Annotated in this window: 17 protein-coding genes and 1 other RNA gene; 10 read left to right on the top strand and 8 right to left on the bottom strand. The window is 66.2% G+C overall.

What is annotated here, in order from left to right:
* The first annotated feature begins 21 nt into the window (after nucleotides 1–21).
* Nucleotides 22–1,458: an NADP-dependent phosphogluconate dehydrogenase gene (gndA, locus tag QI450_RS09820; protein ID WP_226774954.1), complete on the top strand. Its 1,437-nt coding sequence runs from the start codon at nucleotides 22–24 to the stop codon at nucleotides 1,456–1,458.
* A 120-nt stretch (nucleotides 1,459–1,578) separates the two neighbouring features.
* Entirely contained in the window at nucleotides 1,579–2,412 is an 834-nt protein-coding gene (locus QI450_RS09815) for an oxidoreductase (RefSeq protein WP_226774953.1), read from the top strand.
* A 40-nt stretch (nucleotides 2,413–2,452) separates the two neighbouring features.
* On the opposite strand, the gene epsC is transcribed toward QI450_RS09815, so the two are convergent.
* The 3 genes from epsC to msrA all read right to left on the bottom strand — a co-directional run bounded on the left by epsC (nucleotide 2,453) and on the right by msrA (nucleotide 4,603).
* Entirely contained in the window at nucleotides 2,453–3,037 is a 585-nt protein-coding gene (epsC, locus tag QI450_RS09810) for a serine O-acetyltransferase EpsC (RefSeq protein WP_226774952.1), read from the bottom strand.
* Between the two features lie 38 nt (nucleotides 3,038–3,075).
* Nucleotides 3,076–4,011, bottom strand: a complete 936-nt coding sequence (gene cysK / locus QI450_RS09805; RefSeq protein ID WP_226774951.1) for a cysteine synthase A — start codon at nucleotides 4,009–4,011, stop codon at nucleotides 3,076–3,078.
* Between the two features lie 67 nt (nucleotides 4,012–4,078).
* The gene (gene msrA / locus QI450_RS09800; protein ID WP_226774950.1) at nucleotides 4,079–4,603 is read right to left on the bottom strand and encodes a peptide-methionine (S)-S-oxide reductase MsrA; all 525 of its coding nucleotides are present in this window, start codon (nucleotides 4,601–4,603) and stop codon (nucleotides 4,079–4,081) included.
* 178 nt (nucleotides 4,604–4,781) lie between these two features.
* Between msrA and QI450_RS09795 the strand changes: the two genes are divergently transcribed.
* Together QI450_RS09795 and QI450_RS09790 are read left to right on the top strand one after the other, a co-directional pair.
* On the top strand, nucleotides 4,782–5,600 hold the full coding sequence (locus QI450_RS09795) for a Nif3-like dinuclear metal center hexameric protein (protein ID WP_226774968.1): 819 nt from the start codon (nucleotides 4,782–4,784) through the stop codon (nucleotides 5,598–5,600).
* A 122-nt stretch (nucleotides 5,601–5,722) separates the two neighbouring features.
* Nucleotides 5,723–6,460, top strand: a complete 738-nt coding sequence (locus QI450_RS09790) for a C4-type zinc ribbon domain-containing protein (protein WP_226774949.1) — start codon at nucleotides 5,723–5,725, stop codon at nucleotides 6,458–6,460.
* Between the two features lie 59 nt (nucleotides 6,461–6,519).
* On the opposite strand, the gene QI450_RS09785 is transcribed toward QI450_RS09790, so the two are convergent.
* Nucleotides 6,520–7,284, bottom strand: a complete 765-nt coding sequence (locus tag QI450_RS09785) for a peroxide stress protein YaaA (protein ID WP_226774948.1) — start codon at nucleotides 7,282–7,284, stop codon at nucleotides 6,520–6,522.
* A 59-nt stretch (nucleotides 7,285–7,343) separates the two neighbouring features.
* Nucleotides 7,344–8,261: an alpha/beta hydrolase-fold protein gene (locus tag QI450_RS09780; protein WP_282467998.1), complete on the bottom strand. Its 918-nt coding sequence runs from the start codon at nucleotides 8,259–8,261 to the stop codon at nucleotides 7,344–7,346.
* Nucleotides 8,262–8,332: 71 nt separating this feature from the next.
* Here QI450_RS09780 and rnpB point away from each other — a divergent pair.
* Nucleotides 8,333–8,726, top strand: an RNA gene (gene rnpB, locus QI450_RS09775) — RNase P RNA component class A.
* Nucleotides 8,727–8,867: 141 nt separating this feature from the next.
* Here the strand turns inward: rnpB and QI450_RS09770 are convergent.
* A complete protein-coding gene (locus QI450_RS09770; RefSeq protein WP_226774946.1) occupies nucleotides 8,868–9,020 on the bottom strand; it encodes a hypothetical protein in 153 nt (50 codons plus the stop codon).
* 349 nt (nucleotides 9,021–9,369) lie between these two features.
* Between QI450_RS09770 and QI450_RS09765 the strand changes: the two genes are divergently transcribed.
* From QI450_RS09765 to QI450_RS09755, 3 genes are all read left to right on the top strand, one after another.
* A complete protein-coding gene (locus QI450_RS09765; RefSeq protein ID WP_226774945.1) occupies nucleotides 9,370–10,866 on the top strand; it encodes a glyceraldehyde-3-phosphate dehydrogenase in 1,497 nt (498 codons plus the stop codon).
* A 78-nt stretch (nucleotides 10,867–10,944) separates the two neighbouring features.
* On the top strand, nucleotides 10,945–11,154 hold the full coding sequence (locus tag QI450_RS09760; protein WP_226774944.1) for a TolC family protein: 210 nt from the start codon (nucleotides 10,945–10,947) through the stop codon (nucleotides 11,152–11,154).
* Between the two features lie 129 nt (nucleotides 11,155–11,283).
* Nucleotides 11,284–12,087, top strand: a complete 804-nt coding sequence (locus tag QI450_RS09755) for an HNH endonuclease family protein (RefSeq protein WP_226774943.1) — start codon at nucleotides 11,284–11,286, stop codon at nucleotides 12,085–12,087.
* 179 nt (nucleotides 12,088–12,266) lie between these two features.
* Here the strand turns inward: QI450_RS09755 and QI450_RS09750 are convergent, their stop codons facing one another.
* A complete protein-coding gene (locus QI450_RS09750) occupies nucleotides 12,267–12,575 on the bottom strand; it encodes a hypothetical protein (protein WP_226774942.1) in 309 nt (102 codons plus the stop codon).
* The gene (locus QI450_RS09745; RefSeq protein WP_226774941.1) at nucleotides 12,572–13,552 is read right to left on the bottom strand and encodes a 1-phosphofructokinase family hexose kinase; all 981 of its coding nucleotides are present in this window, start codon (nucleotides 13,550–13,552) and stop codon (nucleotides 12,572–12,574) included. The genes QI450_RS09750 and QI450_RS09745 overlap by 4 nt, the downstream gene beginning before the upstream one ends.
* Nucleotides 13,553–13,686: 134 nt before the next feature.
* Between QI450_RS09745 and ppk2 the strand changes: the two genes are divergently transcribed.
* Both ppk2 and QI450_RS09735 read left to right on the top strand, forming a co-directional pair.
* A complete protein-coding gene (ppk2, locus tag QI450_RS09740; protein ID WP_226774940.1) occupies nucleotides 13,687–14,583 on the top strand; it encodes a polyphosphate kinase 2 in 897 nt (298 codons plus the stop codon).
* A gap of 64 nt (nucleotides 14,584–14,647) precedes the next feature.
* Nucleotides 14,648–15,142, top strand: coding sequence for a hypothetical protein (locus QI450_RS09735; RefSeq protein ID WP_226774939.1), 495 nt, complete (start codon nucleotides 14,648–14,650; stop codon nucleotides 15,140–15,142).
* The last annotated feature ends 140 nt before the right edge of the window (nucleotides 15,143–15,282 follow it).

Genomic DNA, 15,282 nt, shown 5'->3' with positions numbered 1-15,282 from the left:
CAGAAATGAATGGGAGTTTTGATGTCAGCACACATCGGTGTCACAGGCCTTGCGGTGATGGGGGCCAACCTGGCCCGTAACCTGGCCCGGAACGGCTTCACGGTGGCCCTGCACAACCGGTCGGTCGAGAAGACAGACGCCCTGCTCGAGAAGCACGGCCAGGACGGCGACTTCATCCGCACCGAGACCCTGCAGGAGCTCGTCGACTCGCTGGAGAAGCCACGCCGCGTGCTGATCATGGTCAAGGCCGGCAAGCCGGTCGACTCCGTGATCGAACAGCTCGAACCGCTGCTGGAAGCCGGCGACATCATCATCGATGCCGGCAACTCCCACTACGAGGACACCCGCCGCCGCGAAGCAGCGCTCGCCAAGAAGGACCTGCACTTCGTTGGCATCGGTGTCTCCGGCGGCGAAGAGGGGGCCCTCAACGGCCCCTCGATCATGCCTGGTGGTTCCAAGGAGTCCTACGACGCCCTCGGCCCGCTGCTGGAAAAGATCGCCGCTCACGTCGACGGCAAGCCGTGCTGCGCCTGGATCGGCACCGACGGCGCCGGCCACTTCGTCAAGATGGTCCACAACGGCATCGAATACGCCGACATGCAGGTGATCGGCGAGGCCTTTGACCTGCTGCGCTCCGGCGCCGGCATCGAACCGGCCGAGCAGGCCAAGATCTTCGCAGAGTGGAACAAGGGCGACCTCGCCTCCTTCCTGATCGAGATCTCCGCCGAGGTCCTTGGCCATGTGGACGCTAAGACCGGCAAGCCGTTTGTGGATGTTGTGGTGGACGCCGCGGGCCAGAAGGGCACCGGCCGCTGGACCGTCATCTCCGCCCTTGAACTGGGCTCCCCGGTCTCGGGCATCGCCGAATCGGTCTTCGCCCGAGCACTGTCCTCACAGACGGAACAGCGGAAGCTGGCCCAGGAGCTGCTGGCCGGCGGCGAAGCCGGCGTCGAGGTCCCGGAGAGCTTTGTCGAGGATGTCCGCCAGGCGCTGTACGCCTCCAAGCTGGTCTCCTACGCGCAGGGGCTGGACATGCTCACCTCCGCTGCCACGGAATATGGCTGGGACCTGAAACTGGACGAGATCGCCTCCCTCTGGCGCGGCGGCTGCATCATCCGTGCCGAACTGCTCAAGGAGATCACAAAGGCCTACGCCGCGAACGAGAAGCCGGCCAACCTGCTGTTCGCCCCGGCCTTCACCACGGCGATCGCCGACGTCCTCCCGGCCTGGCGCCGGGTCGTCGCCACCGCCGTCCAGCTCGGCATCCCCGTGCCGGTGTTCTCCTCCTCGCTGGCCTACTACGACGGCCTGCGGCGCAAGCGCCTGCCGGCCGCCCTGATCCAGGGCCAGCGCGACCTCTTCGGTGCGCACACCTACGGCCGCGTCGACACCGAGGGTACCTTCCACACCCTCTGGGGCGAGGACAAGGCTGAAATTGAGGCAGTGGATACCCACTAGCTTCCGCCTCTGACCGACGGCCGGTGCTTCCCGCTACTCTGGGAGCACCGGCCGTTCGGTTTTCCCCGGATACCCGGCCGCCAGCCGTGGTCCCCAGTACCCGTCCCAGGAGTGCAGCAGATGAGCCAGCCCGTAGCATTCGTCACCGGAGCCTCCGCCGGAATCGGCTATGAGACGGCATGGAAACTCGCTGCCCGCGGTTTTACCGTGTATGCCGGGGCCCGCCGGGTGGAGAAGATGGCGCCCCTCAAAGCCCACGGTGTGAACGTTGTTGCGCTTGACGTCACCAACGAGGACTCCATGACGGCGGCCATCGAACAGGTGATCGCGGTGCACGGCCGGGTTGATGTCCTGGTGAACAACGCCGGCTACGGTTCCTTTGGTTCACTCGAGGAAGTGGAGCTGGCAGAGGGGCGGCGGCAATTTGACGTCAACCTCTTCGGGCTGGCCCGGATGACCCAGCTGGTGCTCCCAGGAATGCGGGCCGCCGGGCGGGGGCGGATCATCAACGTGTCCTCGATCGGCGGAAAAATGTATGAGCCGCTGGGAGCCTGGTACCACGCCACGAAGTTCGCCGTCGAGGGCCTGAGCGATTCACTGCGGGTTGAACTCAAACCCCACGGCATCAACGTCTCCATCATCGAGCCGGCGGGAACGCAGTCGGAATGGGGCGCCATTTCCGGTGACAGCCTGCTGGCCACCTCCGGCCGCGGACCCTACATGGACCAGGCGAAAGTCGTCGCGGCTGCGCTGGCATCGACCGAGGGCTCCGCCATGTCCACCGCCGCGACCGTCATTGCCGACGCAATCGTCCACGCCGCGACGTCACCAAGGCCCAGGACCCGCTACCCGGTAGGCAAGGGTGCCCGGGCCATCCTGATGCTGCGACGGTTGTTGCCGGACCGGGCCTTCGACGTTGTCATCTGGAACATCTACAAACGGTTTCCCGCGTAACGCAGGCCAGCTGGCCGGCCCGGGAATCGGTGAGTACCGCCTAGATCCGGTATTCGATCAGGTATTCCGCCGGGTCGACGCCCGGTTTGGTCTCCCGCTGCGCGTCCCGGTGCCGCCAGGTGGCAGGCACTCCCGTGAGGATCGACTCTGCCGGGGCGTCCTTGACCACCACGGCGTTGGCACCCACGGCGCTGTCCCGGCCGATGGTGATGGGGCCAAGTATTTTGGCGCCGGCGCCGACCACGACCCGGTCCTCGATGGTGGGATGGCGTTTGACCTTGGCCAGCGACCGGCCGCCGAGGGTCACCCCGTGGTACAGCATCACGTCCTCACCGATTTCGGCGGTCTCGCCAATGACCACACCCATACCGTGGTCGATGAAAAAGCGCCGGCCGATGGTTGCGCCGGGGTGGATCTCGATGCCGGTGCAGAACCTCGCCAGCTGGGAGATCAGCCGCGCCGGGAAGCGCAGCGCCGGGTCCTGCCACATCCGGTGCGTCAGGCGGTGCGCCCAGATCGCGTGCAGGCCGGAGTAGGCAAAGAAGTTCTCAAAGGAACCTCGAGCCGCCGGGTCGTGGGACCTGGCGGCGTCGAGGTCTTCCTTCAGCCTTGCGAAAAAGCTCACAAAGACCTTTCTACAAAAATCGTGGACAGTGGCCGGACTCAGCCGCGGATGTCGTCGTACAGCACCGTGGAAATGTAACGCTCACCAAAGTCGCAGACGATAGCAACAATCAGCTTACCGGCGTTCTCCGGCCGTTTGGCGAGCTCCAGGGCCGCCCAAACGATCGCGCCGGATGAGATTCCGCCGAGGATGCCTTCCCTGACGCCGAGGTCCCGGGCCACGCGGACCGAGTCCTCAAGGGTGGCGTCCATAACCTCGTCGTAGACGTTTGTATCCAGGATTTCGGGCACAAAGTTGGCGCCGAGGCCCTGGATCTTATGCGGTCCCGGTGCGGCACCATTGAGGATGGCTGAGTCCTTCGGCTCGACGGCGATGATCTGCACGTCGGGCTTGCGCTCCTTGAGTACCTGTCCGACGCCGGTGACGGTTCCGCCGGTGCCAACGCCGGCGACGAAAATGTCCACCTTGCCGTCAGTGTCGGACCAGATCTCCTCGGCTGTCGTCTGGCGGTGGACTTCGGGGTTGGCCTCGTTCGCGAACTGCTGCGCCCAGATGGAATTCTCCGTGTTGGCGACGATCTCCTGGGCCTTTTCGACGGCGCCACGCATGCCCTCGGAGCCGGGCGTCAGCACAATCTCGGCACCGTAGGCGCGGAGCATCACGCGGCGCTCGGTGGACATGGTTTCCGGCATGGTCAGGATGACCTTGTAGCCGCGGGCAGCGCCGACCATGGCGAGGGCGATGCCGGTGTTGCCTGAGGTGCCTTCGACGATGGTGCCGCCGGGCTTGAGGGCGCCGGACTTTTCCGCAGCATCGACAATCGCAACGCCGATCCGGTCCTTGACGCTGTTGGCCGGATTGTAGAACTCCAGCTTGACCGCCACTGTGGCGTCAAGGCCTTCGGTCAGCCGGTTCAGCCGGACCAGCGGAGTGCCGCCGACCAGCTGGGTAACATCGTCATAGATCCGTGCCATGGGTGTCTGCACCTGTCTGTTGAGGGGGAATGCTGAGGTCAGCCTAACGAGGGCCCACAGGCCCTAGCTAAGCATTAAGCCATGAAGAGTAATATTTCCTGGCCTTGGCCAGCTTCGGATTGATGATCACCTGGCAGTAACCTTGCTCCGGGAATTTCCCGTAGTAGTCCTGGTGAATTTCCTCCGCCCGGTGGAACACCGGCAGCCGGCTGACCTCCGTGACAATCGGATGCGCCCACAGCGACTGGTTCCGTTCGATCGCCTCCTCGAAGAGGATCTTTTCCTCAGTCGTTTCGTAGAACATTGAGGAGCGGTACTGAGTGCCGACGTCGTAGCCCTGACGGTTCAGGGTTGTGGGGTCGTGGAGTGCGAAGAACATGTCAAGGATGATTTCCGCCGGGACGATCTGCTCATCGAACGTCACTGCCACCACCTCGGCGTGGCCGGTGGTTCCGGAGCAGACTGCGTAGTAGTCGGGGTTGCGGTCATGGCCGCCGGAGTAGCCCGAAACGACGGCGCTGACACCTTTGGTTTTCTGGTAGACGGCGTCGAGGCACCAGAAGCAGCCTCCGCCGAGGACAAAAGTTCTCATGTCCTCTTCAATGGTTGAAGGGCCCCGAAGATTCCCGGCGCCTGCAGGGGCCGCCGCCCAATAGGGTAAAAATGGGGGTATGGAACCTGTAAACACCGACGTTTCAGCCGGCCCTCCCGAAGGGACCGACGCTGCCGGCCATGGATCCGGGGAAACGGAGCGGCAGCCTACCCTGGGCATGATCCTGCTGGCCGCCGAGGAGCTGTGGCCCGAATCACTGGCCGAGGACTGGGATGAGGTGGGGCTTGTGGCCGGACGCCCCGCCGCCGGGGTGGGCAGGATCCTCTTCGCCGTCGATCCCACCCTTGAGGTGATCGAGGAGGCGATCGAGTTCGGCGCCGAGCTGCTCATCACCCACCACCCGTTGCTGCTCAAAGGTGTCACCTCGGTAGCCGCGACCACCGCCAAGGGCCGGGCCGTGCACCGCCTGATCGAAACCGGGACCGCCCTGCTGACGGTCCATACCAACGGCGATTCCGCCGTCGGCGGCGTCTCGGATGTGCTGGCCGATGCGTTGGGCCTGCAGAACGTTGCCCCGCTGTCTCCGGCGTCCAACGGGCTGCCCGAAGAGGGGATCGGGCGGGTCGGCGACCTGGCCGAACCACTCACCCTGGGCGAGTTCGCCGCCCGCGTGTTCGGCATCCTCCCGGCCGTCGCCGGGGGAGTTCGGGTGTCCGGGGACCGGGACGGGCTGGTGCGCCGCGTCGCCGTCTGCGGCGGGGCCGGAGATTCGCTCCTGGACGCGGTGCGGGCCGCCGACGCCGATGTTTACCTGACGGCCGACCTGCGGCACCATCCGGCGTCGGAAGCCCGGGAGGAGGCCGTCAACAACAGGCCCTACCTCATCGACGTTTCGCACTTCGCCAGCGAGTGGCTGTGGCTGCCTGCCGCCGCCGAGGCATTGGGCAACGTCCTGGGAGACCAGGGCCACAACGTGCAGATCCGGGTCAGCACCACCAACAGCGACCCGTGGGACTTCATTCTGACTCCGGGCTAAGCCTGGCGTGCGAGGTGCCCCGGGTGAGCTAGCGAGGCCGGGGAGTACGCTAGGCGCTAGAGTCTAGGGAGCGCCGACACGGCGCCCGGCTCCGGCCGGCAGGGATTTAGCGGAGGTAAATAGTGGCCAAGGCAGCACCGGCGGAACAGTTGAAGTTGCTCGAATTGCAGGGACTTGATGCGAAGCTCAAATCCCTGTCCAACCGCCGCCGAAGCCTTGAAAGCGACCCACGGATCACCGATCTTGAGGCTGCCCTCGGCGTGGCCAGCGGGGAACTTGGCGCCGCGAAGGTGGCGGTCCACGACGCCGAACTCGAGCTCAAGCGGGCCGAAGCCGACGTGGAGCAGGTCGCCTCCCGGATTGAACGCGACGAGGCCAGGCTCAACAGCGGCACCGGCCTGTCGAAGGACCTCGTGGCGCTGCAGCGTGACCTCGTGTCACTGAACAAGCGCCGCTCCGACCTTGAGGACATTGAGCTGGAAGTCCTGGAACGGCTGGACTCGCTCCGCCTGCGCCAGGCCGGCCAGCAGCAGATCGTTGACGACATTCAGGGCTCGTTCGGTTCCATCCGCTCCGAACTTGACGAGCGGCTCGCGGAGATCGCAGCCGAGGCAACTGTGGTGCGGGGCAATCGCGCCCAGTTCGCCGAAGGCCTGGATGCCGGCCTCCTGGCGGTCTACGAAAAGACCCTGGCGAAGCGCGGCGTGGGCGCGGCCCGGCTCTTCCACGGAACGTCCGAGGGTTCGGGTATGCAGCTGAGCCCGGGGGACCTCGCCGAGATCAAGGCTGCGGCCGAGGACGAAGTGGTGTTCTGCCCGGATTCCGGCTGCATCCTGGTCCGCTCTTCCGAATGGGTGTAACCACAAACTGACTCGCAGCAGGGGGCGTTTTGAGCGCTCAAAACGACCCCTGCTGCGAGCTAGTTGGGCAGGATCAGGTTGAGGGTGTGCGGCTTCCGGGACGTGCCCTCGACCAGTTCCGCTGTCCACTTTTCGGCCGCGGCTTTCTGCAGCCGGGCGGGAGTCTGCGGTGCCGGACCCCGCCGGCTCAGCAGGTGCCGGGCGAGCTCGCCACGGGTGTGCTTGGCGAAGTGGCTGACGACCTTCCGGACGCCTTTGGCCTCGGTAAACACGTTCACGGCCACGGTCTGCGGCGGCGGCGGAGCCCACGCGGCGGCGTACGTGCTGGAACGGCAGTCCACAAGCAGTTCGCCAGCGGTGACGGTCGCGAGCGCCGCGCTGAGGTGCGGCTTCCAAAAAGATGCCAGGCGTCCGACGTCGGGCAACGCAGCGGCCATTGACAACCGATACGCCGGCACCCGGTCCCCGAAGTGGATGGCACCCCAGAGTGCCGAAATGACCAGCACGGAAGCGTCCGCTCTTTTCCGCTGCGAAGGCGTGAGGCTGTTGTAGTCCAAGGCGTCGTAAAGCACCCCTGAGTAGACCTGGTGGGCCGGGGCTGCCGGTTCGGCGTGCAGCCTGGTGTTCCGCTCGACGTCGGCCCAGAGGGAGGCGCCAACGCCCAACAGCGCCAGGGCGTCCTCGTGGGCGCTGACCGTACCAAGGCCCGCCAGCACCTTGGCACGGTAGCTGTTCAATTCGGGGAAGCTCAAGGTGGCCCAGTCGACGGCGTCGCCGGCCGTGGCGGGAGTCTTGCCTTCGGAGGGCGGCAGCAGAATCAGCACCGTCCAAGCTTAGCGGCGCGTCCTGCGCGGGCCGGCCGCCGGCAGCTTCCGACCGAAGTTCAGGCCAGGTTCCGGCCCAGGAAGGACAAGACCTCGGGGAGGATGGAGCGCCAATAGCCGGAGTCGTGGCCGCCGGGCTGGAAGCCGCCCTCGACGGCGCCCGGGAGCCCCTCCCGGTACTGGCGAACCGTTCCGGCAAGGGTGTCCGCGGTCCCGCAGTCGATTCGTTTGGGCAGCGCTGCGAGTCTTGGGCGGAGCGCGAACACGTTATGGGCCGCAAAGTCGTCCGGACCGTCGAAGGCGCTGTCGGTGCGCGGGTCGTAGTGGTCCCAGAGAGCCGGACTCATGGCTGCGACGGCCCGTACACCGGGCAAGCGGCCCTGCGAGGCGAGCAGCAGCGAACCGAAGCCGCCCATCGAGAGGCCAAAGAGGCCGATCCGGCCAAGGTCGTACCCCTGGCCGCCGAGGAACGGAATGAACTCCTGGATCAGCATTGCCTGGGTGTCGCTGCCGTCAGCGCGGGGGTGCCACCAGCTGTTTCCGCCGTCCACGGCGGCTATCCCGAAGGGCAGACCGCCGGCGTCGAGGTGCCGCCGAAGCGCCTCGTGGGCGGCCAGTTCCTCCAGCAGCACCGTGTGGCTGCCGCCGAGACCGTGCAGGAATACCGCCAGCGGCAGATCGGGCCGCGCCGCGCCGGGCGGGGCTTCGGGGGCGGCCAGTGACCAGCCGGTGCTGATTCCGGGGCGGAACACCGAAACAAATGATCCCGTCCTGGTCCGGACGGTCAACGGGACAGCAGGCGTCCGGGTCGAACCCGCCGTCGGGTTCGCCTGCCCACCCGCGGGACCCGCAGGCGGCGCCGGCGGTGGCGCGGCAGGGGATGGGATTCCGGGAGCGCAGGCTGCCAGGGCGGACGCACCCACTCCGATTCCCGCCAGCTCCAGCAAACGGCGCCGGCTCAGTTCTGCCGCGTCCATTCCCCGATCATAGGCCCGGCGCCGGAGGTGTTGCCGGGCCGGCCCGCAGTGACCGTAGAATAGACGGCGGATGGGTTGACTAGGCGGCCGCGCGTCACGCAAGTGGCTCGAGGAACGTCCGGGCTCCGCAGGGCAGGGTGGTGGGTAACGCCCACTCGGGGTAACCCGCAGGCCAGTGCCACAGAGAACAGACCGCCTGCGTGCCGGGTGTGCTTGCACAGCCGGCAGGGCAGGTAAGGGTGAAACGGTGGTGTAAGAGACCACCAGCTTCCCGGGTGACCGGGAAGGCTAGGTAAACCCCACCCGGAGCAAGGCCAGACAGGACACGTTTGAGGGCTGCCCGCCCGAGTGTCCGGGTAGGCTGCTGGAGGGCGCCGGCAACGGCGTTCGTAGATGGATGGCCGCTATTCCTGTGCTGGCAACGGCGCGGGAACACAGAACCCGGCGTATCGGTCAACCCATCCACCCACACCACCGGTTAGGCCGCGTAACGACAAACCCCGCGGCGCGCTGCGGTGCGCGCTGCCGCGCACCCGCCGCGCACCAAAAAAGCGGTGGCCGGCACCGAAAGGTGCCGGCCACCGCCGGTATGGACCAATGGCAGTGTTAGGCCTTGGCCTTACGCTTCACCCAGCCCCAGACGCCGGTTGCCACAAAGAGGATCAGGCCAACGACGGCCAGCCAGAGAAGGCCCTTGACGACAAAGCCGAGGACGGACAAAACGAGCCAGATGATAAGTAGAGTGATTATTAGTCCCATAGGAACATCCTAGAGGGTAGCGGGCAGCTGCTTAGGCCGGAGGGCGCCAGAGCCCGGCGTCGCAGCTGTCCTGCGTTGGGTGTGCCGGTGGGCACGACGGGCTAACCCGGGCCGCGTGTGAGTCATTTCACGCGTAACGGGGCACCGGTCCCTTCCGGGCCGCCGGTAGAATGGAAGACGAACGTAGATGTTCTGCCGTCGGGTCTGCGTTCGCAGCCGGCGGCTTTCGTTTTGCTTGACACGTGCGCCCGGGGTGGACCGAATCCCCGGAGCCCAGGTTCCGGACACCCTCCGGCAGCCGACTTCCGCATACGGCGCCGTATGTGGTGGATTTTAGGAAGGTATTTCTGTGAGCCAGACGTCAGATTCTTGTCTTGATACGTGGATGGGCCGGGAGGCGCTCGCCGAGGCCATGATCCCGGTGATCGGCCGGCTGTACCGCGAGAACAACGTGGTGACGTCCATCCACGGCCGCAGCCTGATCAACAAGTCCACCATGAACATCCTGAAGGCACACCGCTTCGCCCGTCGGATGAGCAAGGAAGAACTGCGTCTTGAGGAGACCGCCCCGCTGCTGGACGCCCTGACCACGCTGGACCTCGGCGCCGCAGCCATCGACGTCGCCCGCCTCACCGAGAAGTACCGCGTCGAGGGCAAGGGTGCCACCCTGGACGAGTTCCTCCGTGCGGAGCTGGCCGATGTTGTGGGCAAGCGCGGCGCCGACGACCGCACCAGCACCGACGTCGTCCTCTACGGATTTGGCCGCATCGGCCGGCTCCTGGCCCGGCTCCTGATCGAAAAGGCCGGCGGCGGGCATGGGCTGCGGCTGCGCGCTATTGTGGTCCGCCGCGGTTCGGACAATGACCTTGCCAAGCGTGCCAGCCTGCTGCGCCGCGACTCGGTCCACGGTTCCTTCGAAGGCACCATCAAGGTGGACCTCGAAAACGACACCATCACCGCGAACGGCGTTCAGATCCAGGTCATCTACTCGGACAACCCCGCCACCATCGACTACACCGCCTACGGCATCCACAACGCACTCGTCGTCGACAACACGGGACGCTGGCGCGACGCCGACGGACTCTCCCAGCACCTCAAGAGCAAGGGCGCATCCCGGGTTCTGCTAACTGCTCCGGGCAAGGGCGAGCTGAAGAACATCGTTCACGGCATCAACCACGCAACGATCACCGATGCGGACAGGATCGTCTCCGCGGCTTCCTGCACCACGAATGCCATCACTCCTGTCCTGAAGGCGATCAACGACCGGTACGGCGTCGTTCACGGCCATGTGGAGACCGTCCACTCCTTCACCAACGACCAGAACCTGATCGATAACTTCCACAAGGGTGACCGGCGCGGACGCTCCGCCGCCCTGAATATGGTGATCACCGAGACCGGGGCGGCCACGGCAGTGGCGAAGGCACTCCCGGAGCTGCTCGGCAAGCTGACGGGAAGTTCCATCCGGGTGCCCACCCCGGACGTGTCCCTGGCCATCCTGAACCTGAGCCTGGAAAACGGCACCACCAAGGATGAGGTCAACGACTACCTCCGGGAAATGTCGCTGCACTCGGAGCTGCGCAAGCAGCTCGACTACATCGATTCGCCGGAGGTTGTCTCCACCGACTTCGTCGGCTCACGCCGGGCAGGAATAATCGACGGCCTTGCCACCATCACCAACGACAAGAACGTTATCCTCTACGTCTGGTACGACAACGAGTTCGGCTACAGCTGCCAGGTGGTCCGCGTTATGGAGGAAATGGCCGGCGTGAACCCGCCGTCGTTCCCCGCCAAGGACGCGGCTGCCACCCTGCAGGCAGCCGGTCTTCGCGTTGAGGTCACCGCCTGACCGGACATTTCTGAACTCTGTGGCGCATTCCCGGCCGGTCCGCTGGAATCGACCTGGAATGCGCACCACAATGGTTCAATGGAACAAAACCCGGCAGTAGACCACGAAACCACTCTTGAACACGCGTTGGACGTCGCGCACCGGAACGTTAAGGAAGCCAAGCGGCTCCTCGACGATGCACGCACCAAGTATGCGGCCGGGGAGGTAGACGAGGCGCGGGTCCAGCAACTCGAATCCCTGATGTCCCTCGCCAACGAGGACCTTGTGCGGGTGACGAAGGAGAACTAGCCGGGCACCTGTCCTCCACACTGTGGAAAACTGCGGCGGCGGCGGAGACCGGATTTAGCCTTCAGGGGTGGAAGGAAGTCGTCCCGCCCCGGAACGGACCGGCACCCGGCAGTGTGCCCTGGTGCGGGTGTGACCCGGACATGGCCGGAATTCCGGCAGTCACGACGGCGGTCCCGCCAGGCGTGGGCCCTGCTTGCCGCAGTGGCCCTCGCCGTAGCAGCGGGGCTCGGCTGGTTTTTCACCGCCGGGCAGTTCGCGGCTGTGGAACCCCCCGGAGGGGGGCCCGGCGAGGCGCCGGTGCTGGCGGCGCGCTGGATGAATGCGGTCGCTTCCGTGCGTCCCGTTCCGGCTGGCTCCGCTGCTGTGCTGCTCGAAACGCTGGCGGTCAAGGGCCGGGCAGCCCGGGCCGACTATGACCGCGGGGCATTCGGCCAGGCATGGCTCGACGTGGACCTGAACGGTTGCGATACCCGAAACGACATCCTTCGCCGCGACCTTTCGGACCTCGAGTTCACCGGGGGATCCACCTGCCAGGTGGCCGCCGGAACGCTCCGGGAACCATACACCGGCCAGCAGATCAGGTTCCGGCGGGGAAGCGGGAGCAGCAAAGACGTACAGATCGACCATGTTGTGGCCCTGGGCGACGCCTGGCAGAAGGGTGCCCAGCAGTTGAGCGCCGGGCAGCGGGAGCATCTGGCAAACGATCCGCTGAACCTGATCGCCGTCGACGGGGCTGCGAACCAGGACAAGAGTGCATCCGACGCCGCGACCTGGCTTCCACCGAACAAGGCCTTGCGTTGCCACTACGTGGCCCGGCAAATATCGGTCAAGGCTGCCTACCTGTTGTGGGTCACCCCGGCGGAGAAGGAGGCCATAAAACGGATCCTCGCCTCCTGTCCCGAACAGCAGACTGTTGTGCCGGCTGCCCGGTAGGCTGCGTGCGCCCGGCCGGATGACCGCGCGGTCCTGGTGTGGCTCCGGACGAGCTTCAGGACACGGCGGTGTCCGCCCCGGAAAGGCAGCTGGAGTGACTTTGAGCTGTTGACCCTGAGCTGGCTGGCCAAGCGGCTCCCTCCCCTCCCCGGGAAGAACCGGCACGGGCCGCAGCGTGCTTAGATGGTGAGCCTGACGGGGCCGGCTGTTGCCGGACCGCCGCATGCTTCGCTGCCGCCCACCCTGGTCCAGTCCAGCTGTACTTCGCGCCGGGCCAGGACGCCGCCGCCTGCGGCGTAGCGCACCGAACAGACGTCCTCCGCGCAGAACTCGACCAGGCTCACCAATTGAGAATTGCCGTCCAAGGTCACACTCAGGGAGTTGAACCACGCAAGGGCAGGGCAGGCAGTTGGCGCGGAGCCCGAGCAGCCGGCCGTTCCCGCAGCAAACAGCAGCCCGAGCGCCAGGGGAGCCGGTCGCAGCTTCACTCTGCGGGGATCCCGTCGGCGGCCCGGATGTTGAGTTCGGCCTCCAGGCGTTCGACCTCATCGCGGCGGCAAAGCTCGGTGGCCGGTGTGGTCACCGTAGCGCTCCCGGCAGCGACCGCGGCCCGGAGCGACTCCGCCAGGGTGCGGCCCTGGGCCAGCCGGAGCACAAAAGCGGCGAGGAAGCTGTCCCCGGCTCCGACGGTGCTGCGAACCTGCACCCGCGGTACGGCCAGCCGAAGGATCCCGGACTCCGAGGCGAGTACGGCTCCTTCGCCGCCAAGCGTTAAGGCGACATGTTCCGCGGCGCCGTCAGCAACCAACGCCGCGGCAGCCTCGACTTCGCTCTCTTCGCCCTCCAGAGTTGTGCCAAAGTGCAACCCCAGTTCACGCCGGCTTGGCTTCACCAGGAATACCCCCTCGGCGAGGGCTTCGGCCAGCGCCGGACCGGACGCGTCCACGATGCAGCGCGCACCATGGCGCCTCGCCAGCCGTGCCACGCGGGCGTAGAAGTCGTCCGGAACCCCCGGCGGGAGGCTGCCGCTGGCCACGATATAGCCGCCGGCGGGCAGTGAATCCGCCACCAGTGCCAGGCACAAACGCCATTCGGTCTCAGTCAATTCGGGGCCCTGGAGGACAAAACGGAACTGCTTGCCGGTGGTGGTCTCATCGACCGTGAAGTCCTCCCGGGTATTGCCGTGGATCGGCACGGCGAGGGTGGGAACGCGTTCGGCCTCGATCAGCCTGCGGTATGCCTCTCCGGTGGGTCCGCCGGCGGTGTAGATGGCCAGGGTGCGGCCGCCCAGGCGCTGCACCACCCGCGAGACATTGACCCCGCCGCCGCCCGGGTCCAGGCGGCTTGCGCCGCACCGCATCTTGTGGCCACTGATGACATGCTCCGTGGCAGTACTGAGGTCCAGCGCGGGATTTACGGTGAGTGTGAGGATCGGCTGCATTGGCGTCGGTCTGGGGTCTGGCATGGCCTAAGCATAGGGCTGCGCACCGCCGGTGTACCCGGCCGGACGGCCTCTTGTGGGCTGTCCATTGCTCGGCAAGAATGGGCACGGCAGGGCACGCGGCAGGAGATCCCGCCGCGGAAGGTGGAACGGGGACCATGGCACATCGCAAGGCCGGCGGCGGCAAGGCTGGCTCCGGCACCTCACAGGATGATCGCAAGCGCGCCAAGGGAGATGCCGCCGGACCCTCCGGACGATTGCCCCTGGGCGTTTACGAGGCCGAGCTGGCCCGGCTCCAGGCCGAACTCGTTTCATTGCAGGAATGGGTCCGCAGCACCGGAGCGCGCGTCCTGGTGATTTTCGAGGGACGCGACGCCGCCGGTAAGGGCAGCGCTATCAAGCGGGTTACCGAATACTTGAATCCTCGTGTTGCCCGGATTGTGGCGTTGCCCGCCCCGACGGACCGGCAGCGCGGCGAATGGTATTTCCAGCGTTATGTGGAGCATCTTCCCGCGGCCGGGGAGATCGTCCTGATGGACCGCTCCTGGTACAACCGCGCCGGCGTCGAACATGTGATGGGATTCTGCACACCAGCGGAACACAAGCGTTTTATGGCCCAATGCCCCGTCTTTGAACGCCTGCTGATCCAGGACGGCATTCTGATGTTCAAGTACTGGTTTTCGATCAGCCATGCGGAACAGGAACGCCGGTTCAAATCGCGGCTGGATGATCCGATGCGGCAATGGAAGCTTTCGCCGATGGACCGGGAAGCGATCCTCCGTTGGGAAGACTATTCCCGGGCCAAGGACGACATGTTTATGCAGACGGACACCGCCGACTCGCCCTGGTATGTAGTCGAGGCCGAGGACAAGCGCCGGGCCCGGATCAACATGATCGCCCATCTGCTCGCCGGGATCGACTACACCGAGGTTCGGATGGAGCCCGTGACGTTGCCGGAAAGGCCGCGGGCGGTCAACTACACCCGGCCGCCACGGGAATTGTTCCGCTACGTTCCCGATCATGCGGCCATCCTGCTGAAGTCCGGGCACCGCTAACGGGGCACCGCCGGCGGGCCGCAGCGGCTGATGCCCGGCCGGGGCGGCTCGGTAGGCTGGGAGGATGTCGAATGAATTTCTGTTAAGCCTTGCCGCGATCGCCGGTGTGTTGCTGGTAATCCGGCTTCTGGCCCCGGCTGTCCCGCATGCCAGGCTGGCCCGGCGCGTCACTCCGGGTGAGCTGGTGCTCGCGGTGGCCGGCGTCGCGGGCTTGGTCCTTCATTGCGGTGCGATGTTTTTCGGGTCAGTCGTCGCGGCAATACCCGGCACGGGATCCGTGATCGCCCAGATCAACGCAATGGGCACGGCGAGCATACTCTGGTACGTGTTGCCTGCGGCGTTACTTCTTGCCGGCCTTCGGCGGCAGCAGCTTTTTGCCGTGGTGGTGCTCGCCGTCGCCCTGCTGGCCGTAGGAGTCACCATGTACAACGGGGCCCCGCTTGCGACGCATCAGGTCACGATCTACGCCGCCGCCGTGGTGATCGCAGCCATCATGTTCCTCCTGGTCCTGCCGCCGCGGTTCGGCCGTCCGGGCGCACCAGCCAAACCCGTTTCCTAGGGCTGCGGCTCGGGCTGCCAGGGGGCCACGCCGCCGGGTTTGCCCAACATTGGCCGGTCGCACTGGCGTGTCGGCCGGGAACCGCCGGTGAAATACCGGGCGCGGGCGCAAAGGTGGGGAGGATCGGCGGACACCCTGGC

The sequence above is a fragment of the Arthrobacter sp. EM1 genome, assembly GCF_029964055.1.
Lineage (GTDB): Bacteria > Actinomycetota > Actinomycetes > Actinomycetales > Micrococcaceae > Arthrobacter.
The sequence above is the reverse complement of the archived record's forward strand: the minus strand, read 5'-3'. Positions and strand labels throughout refer to the sequence as shown.

Excerpts from the sequence above, each read along its gene's own strand:
- msrA (WP_226774950.1), bottom strand. The coding sequence starts at position 4,603 with ATGAGAACTTTTGTCCTCGGCGGAGGCTGCTTCTGGTGCCTCGACGCC.
- ppk2 (WP_226774940.1), top strand. The coding sequence starts at position 13,687 with ATGGCACATCGCAAGGCCGGCGGCGGCAAGGCTGGCTCCGGCACCTCA.
- QI450_RS09760 (WP_226774944.1), top strand. The coding sequence starts at position 10,945 with ATGGAACAAAACCCGGCAGTAGACCACGAAACCACTCTTGAACACGCG.
- gndA (WP_226774954.1), top strand. The coding sequence starts at position 22 with ATGTCAGCACACATCGGTGTCACAGGCCTTGCGGTGATGGGGGCCAAC.
- cysK (WP_226774951.1), bottom strand. The coding sequence starts at position 4,011 with ATGGCACGGATCTATGACGATGTTACCCAGCTGGTCGGCGGCACTCCG.
- QI450_RS09770 (WP_226774946.1), bottom strand. The coding sequence starts at position 9,020 with ATGGGACTAATAATCACTCTACTTATCATCTGGCTCGTTTTGTCCGTC.
- QI450_RS09795 (WP_226774968.1), top strand. The coding sequence starts at position 4,782 with ATGATCCTGCTGGCCGCCGAGGAGCTGTGGCCCGAATCACTGGCCGAG.
- QI450_RS09780 (WP_282467998.1), bottom strand. The coding sequence starts at position 8,261 with ATGGACGCGGCAGAACTGAGCCGGCGCCGTTTGCTGGAGCTGGCGGGA.
- QI450_RS09735 (WP_226774939.1), top strand. The coding sequence starts at position 14,648 with ATGTCGAATGAATTTCTGTTAAGCCTTGCCGCGATCGCCGGTGTGTTG.
- QI450_RS09815 (WP_226774953.1), top strand. The coding sequence starts at position 1,579 with ATGAGCCAGCCCGTAGCATTCGTCACCGGAGCCTCCGCCGGAATCGGC.
- QI450_RS09745 (WP_226774941.1), bottom strand. The coding sequence starts at position 13,552 with ATGCCAGACCCCAGACCGACGCCAATGCAGCCGATCCTCACACTCACC.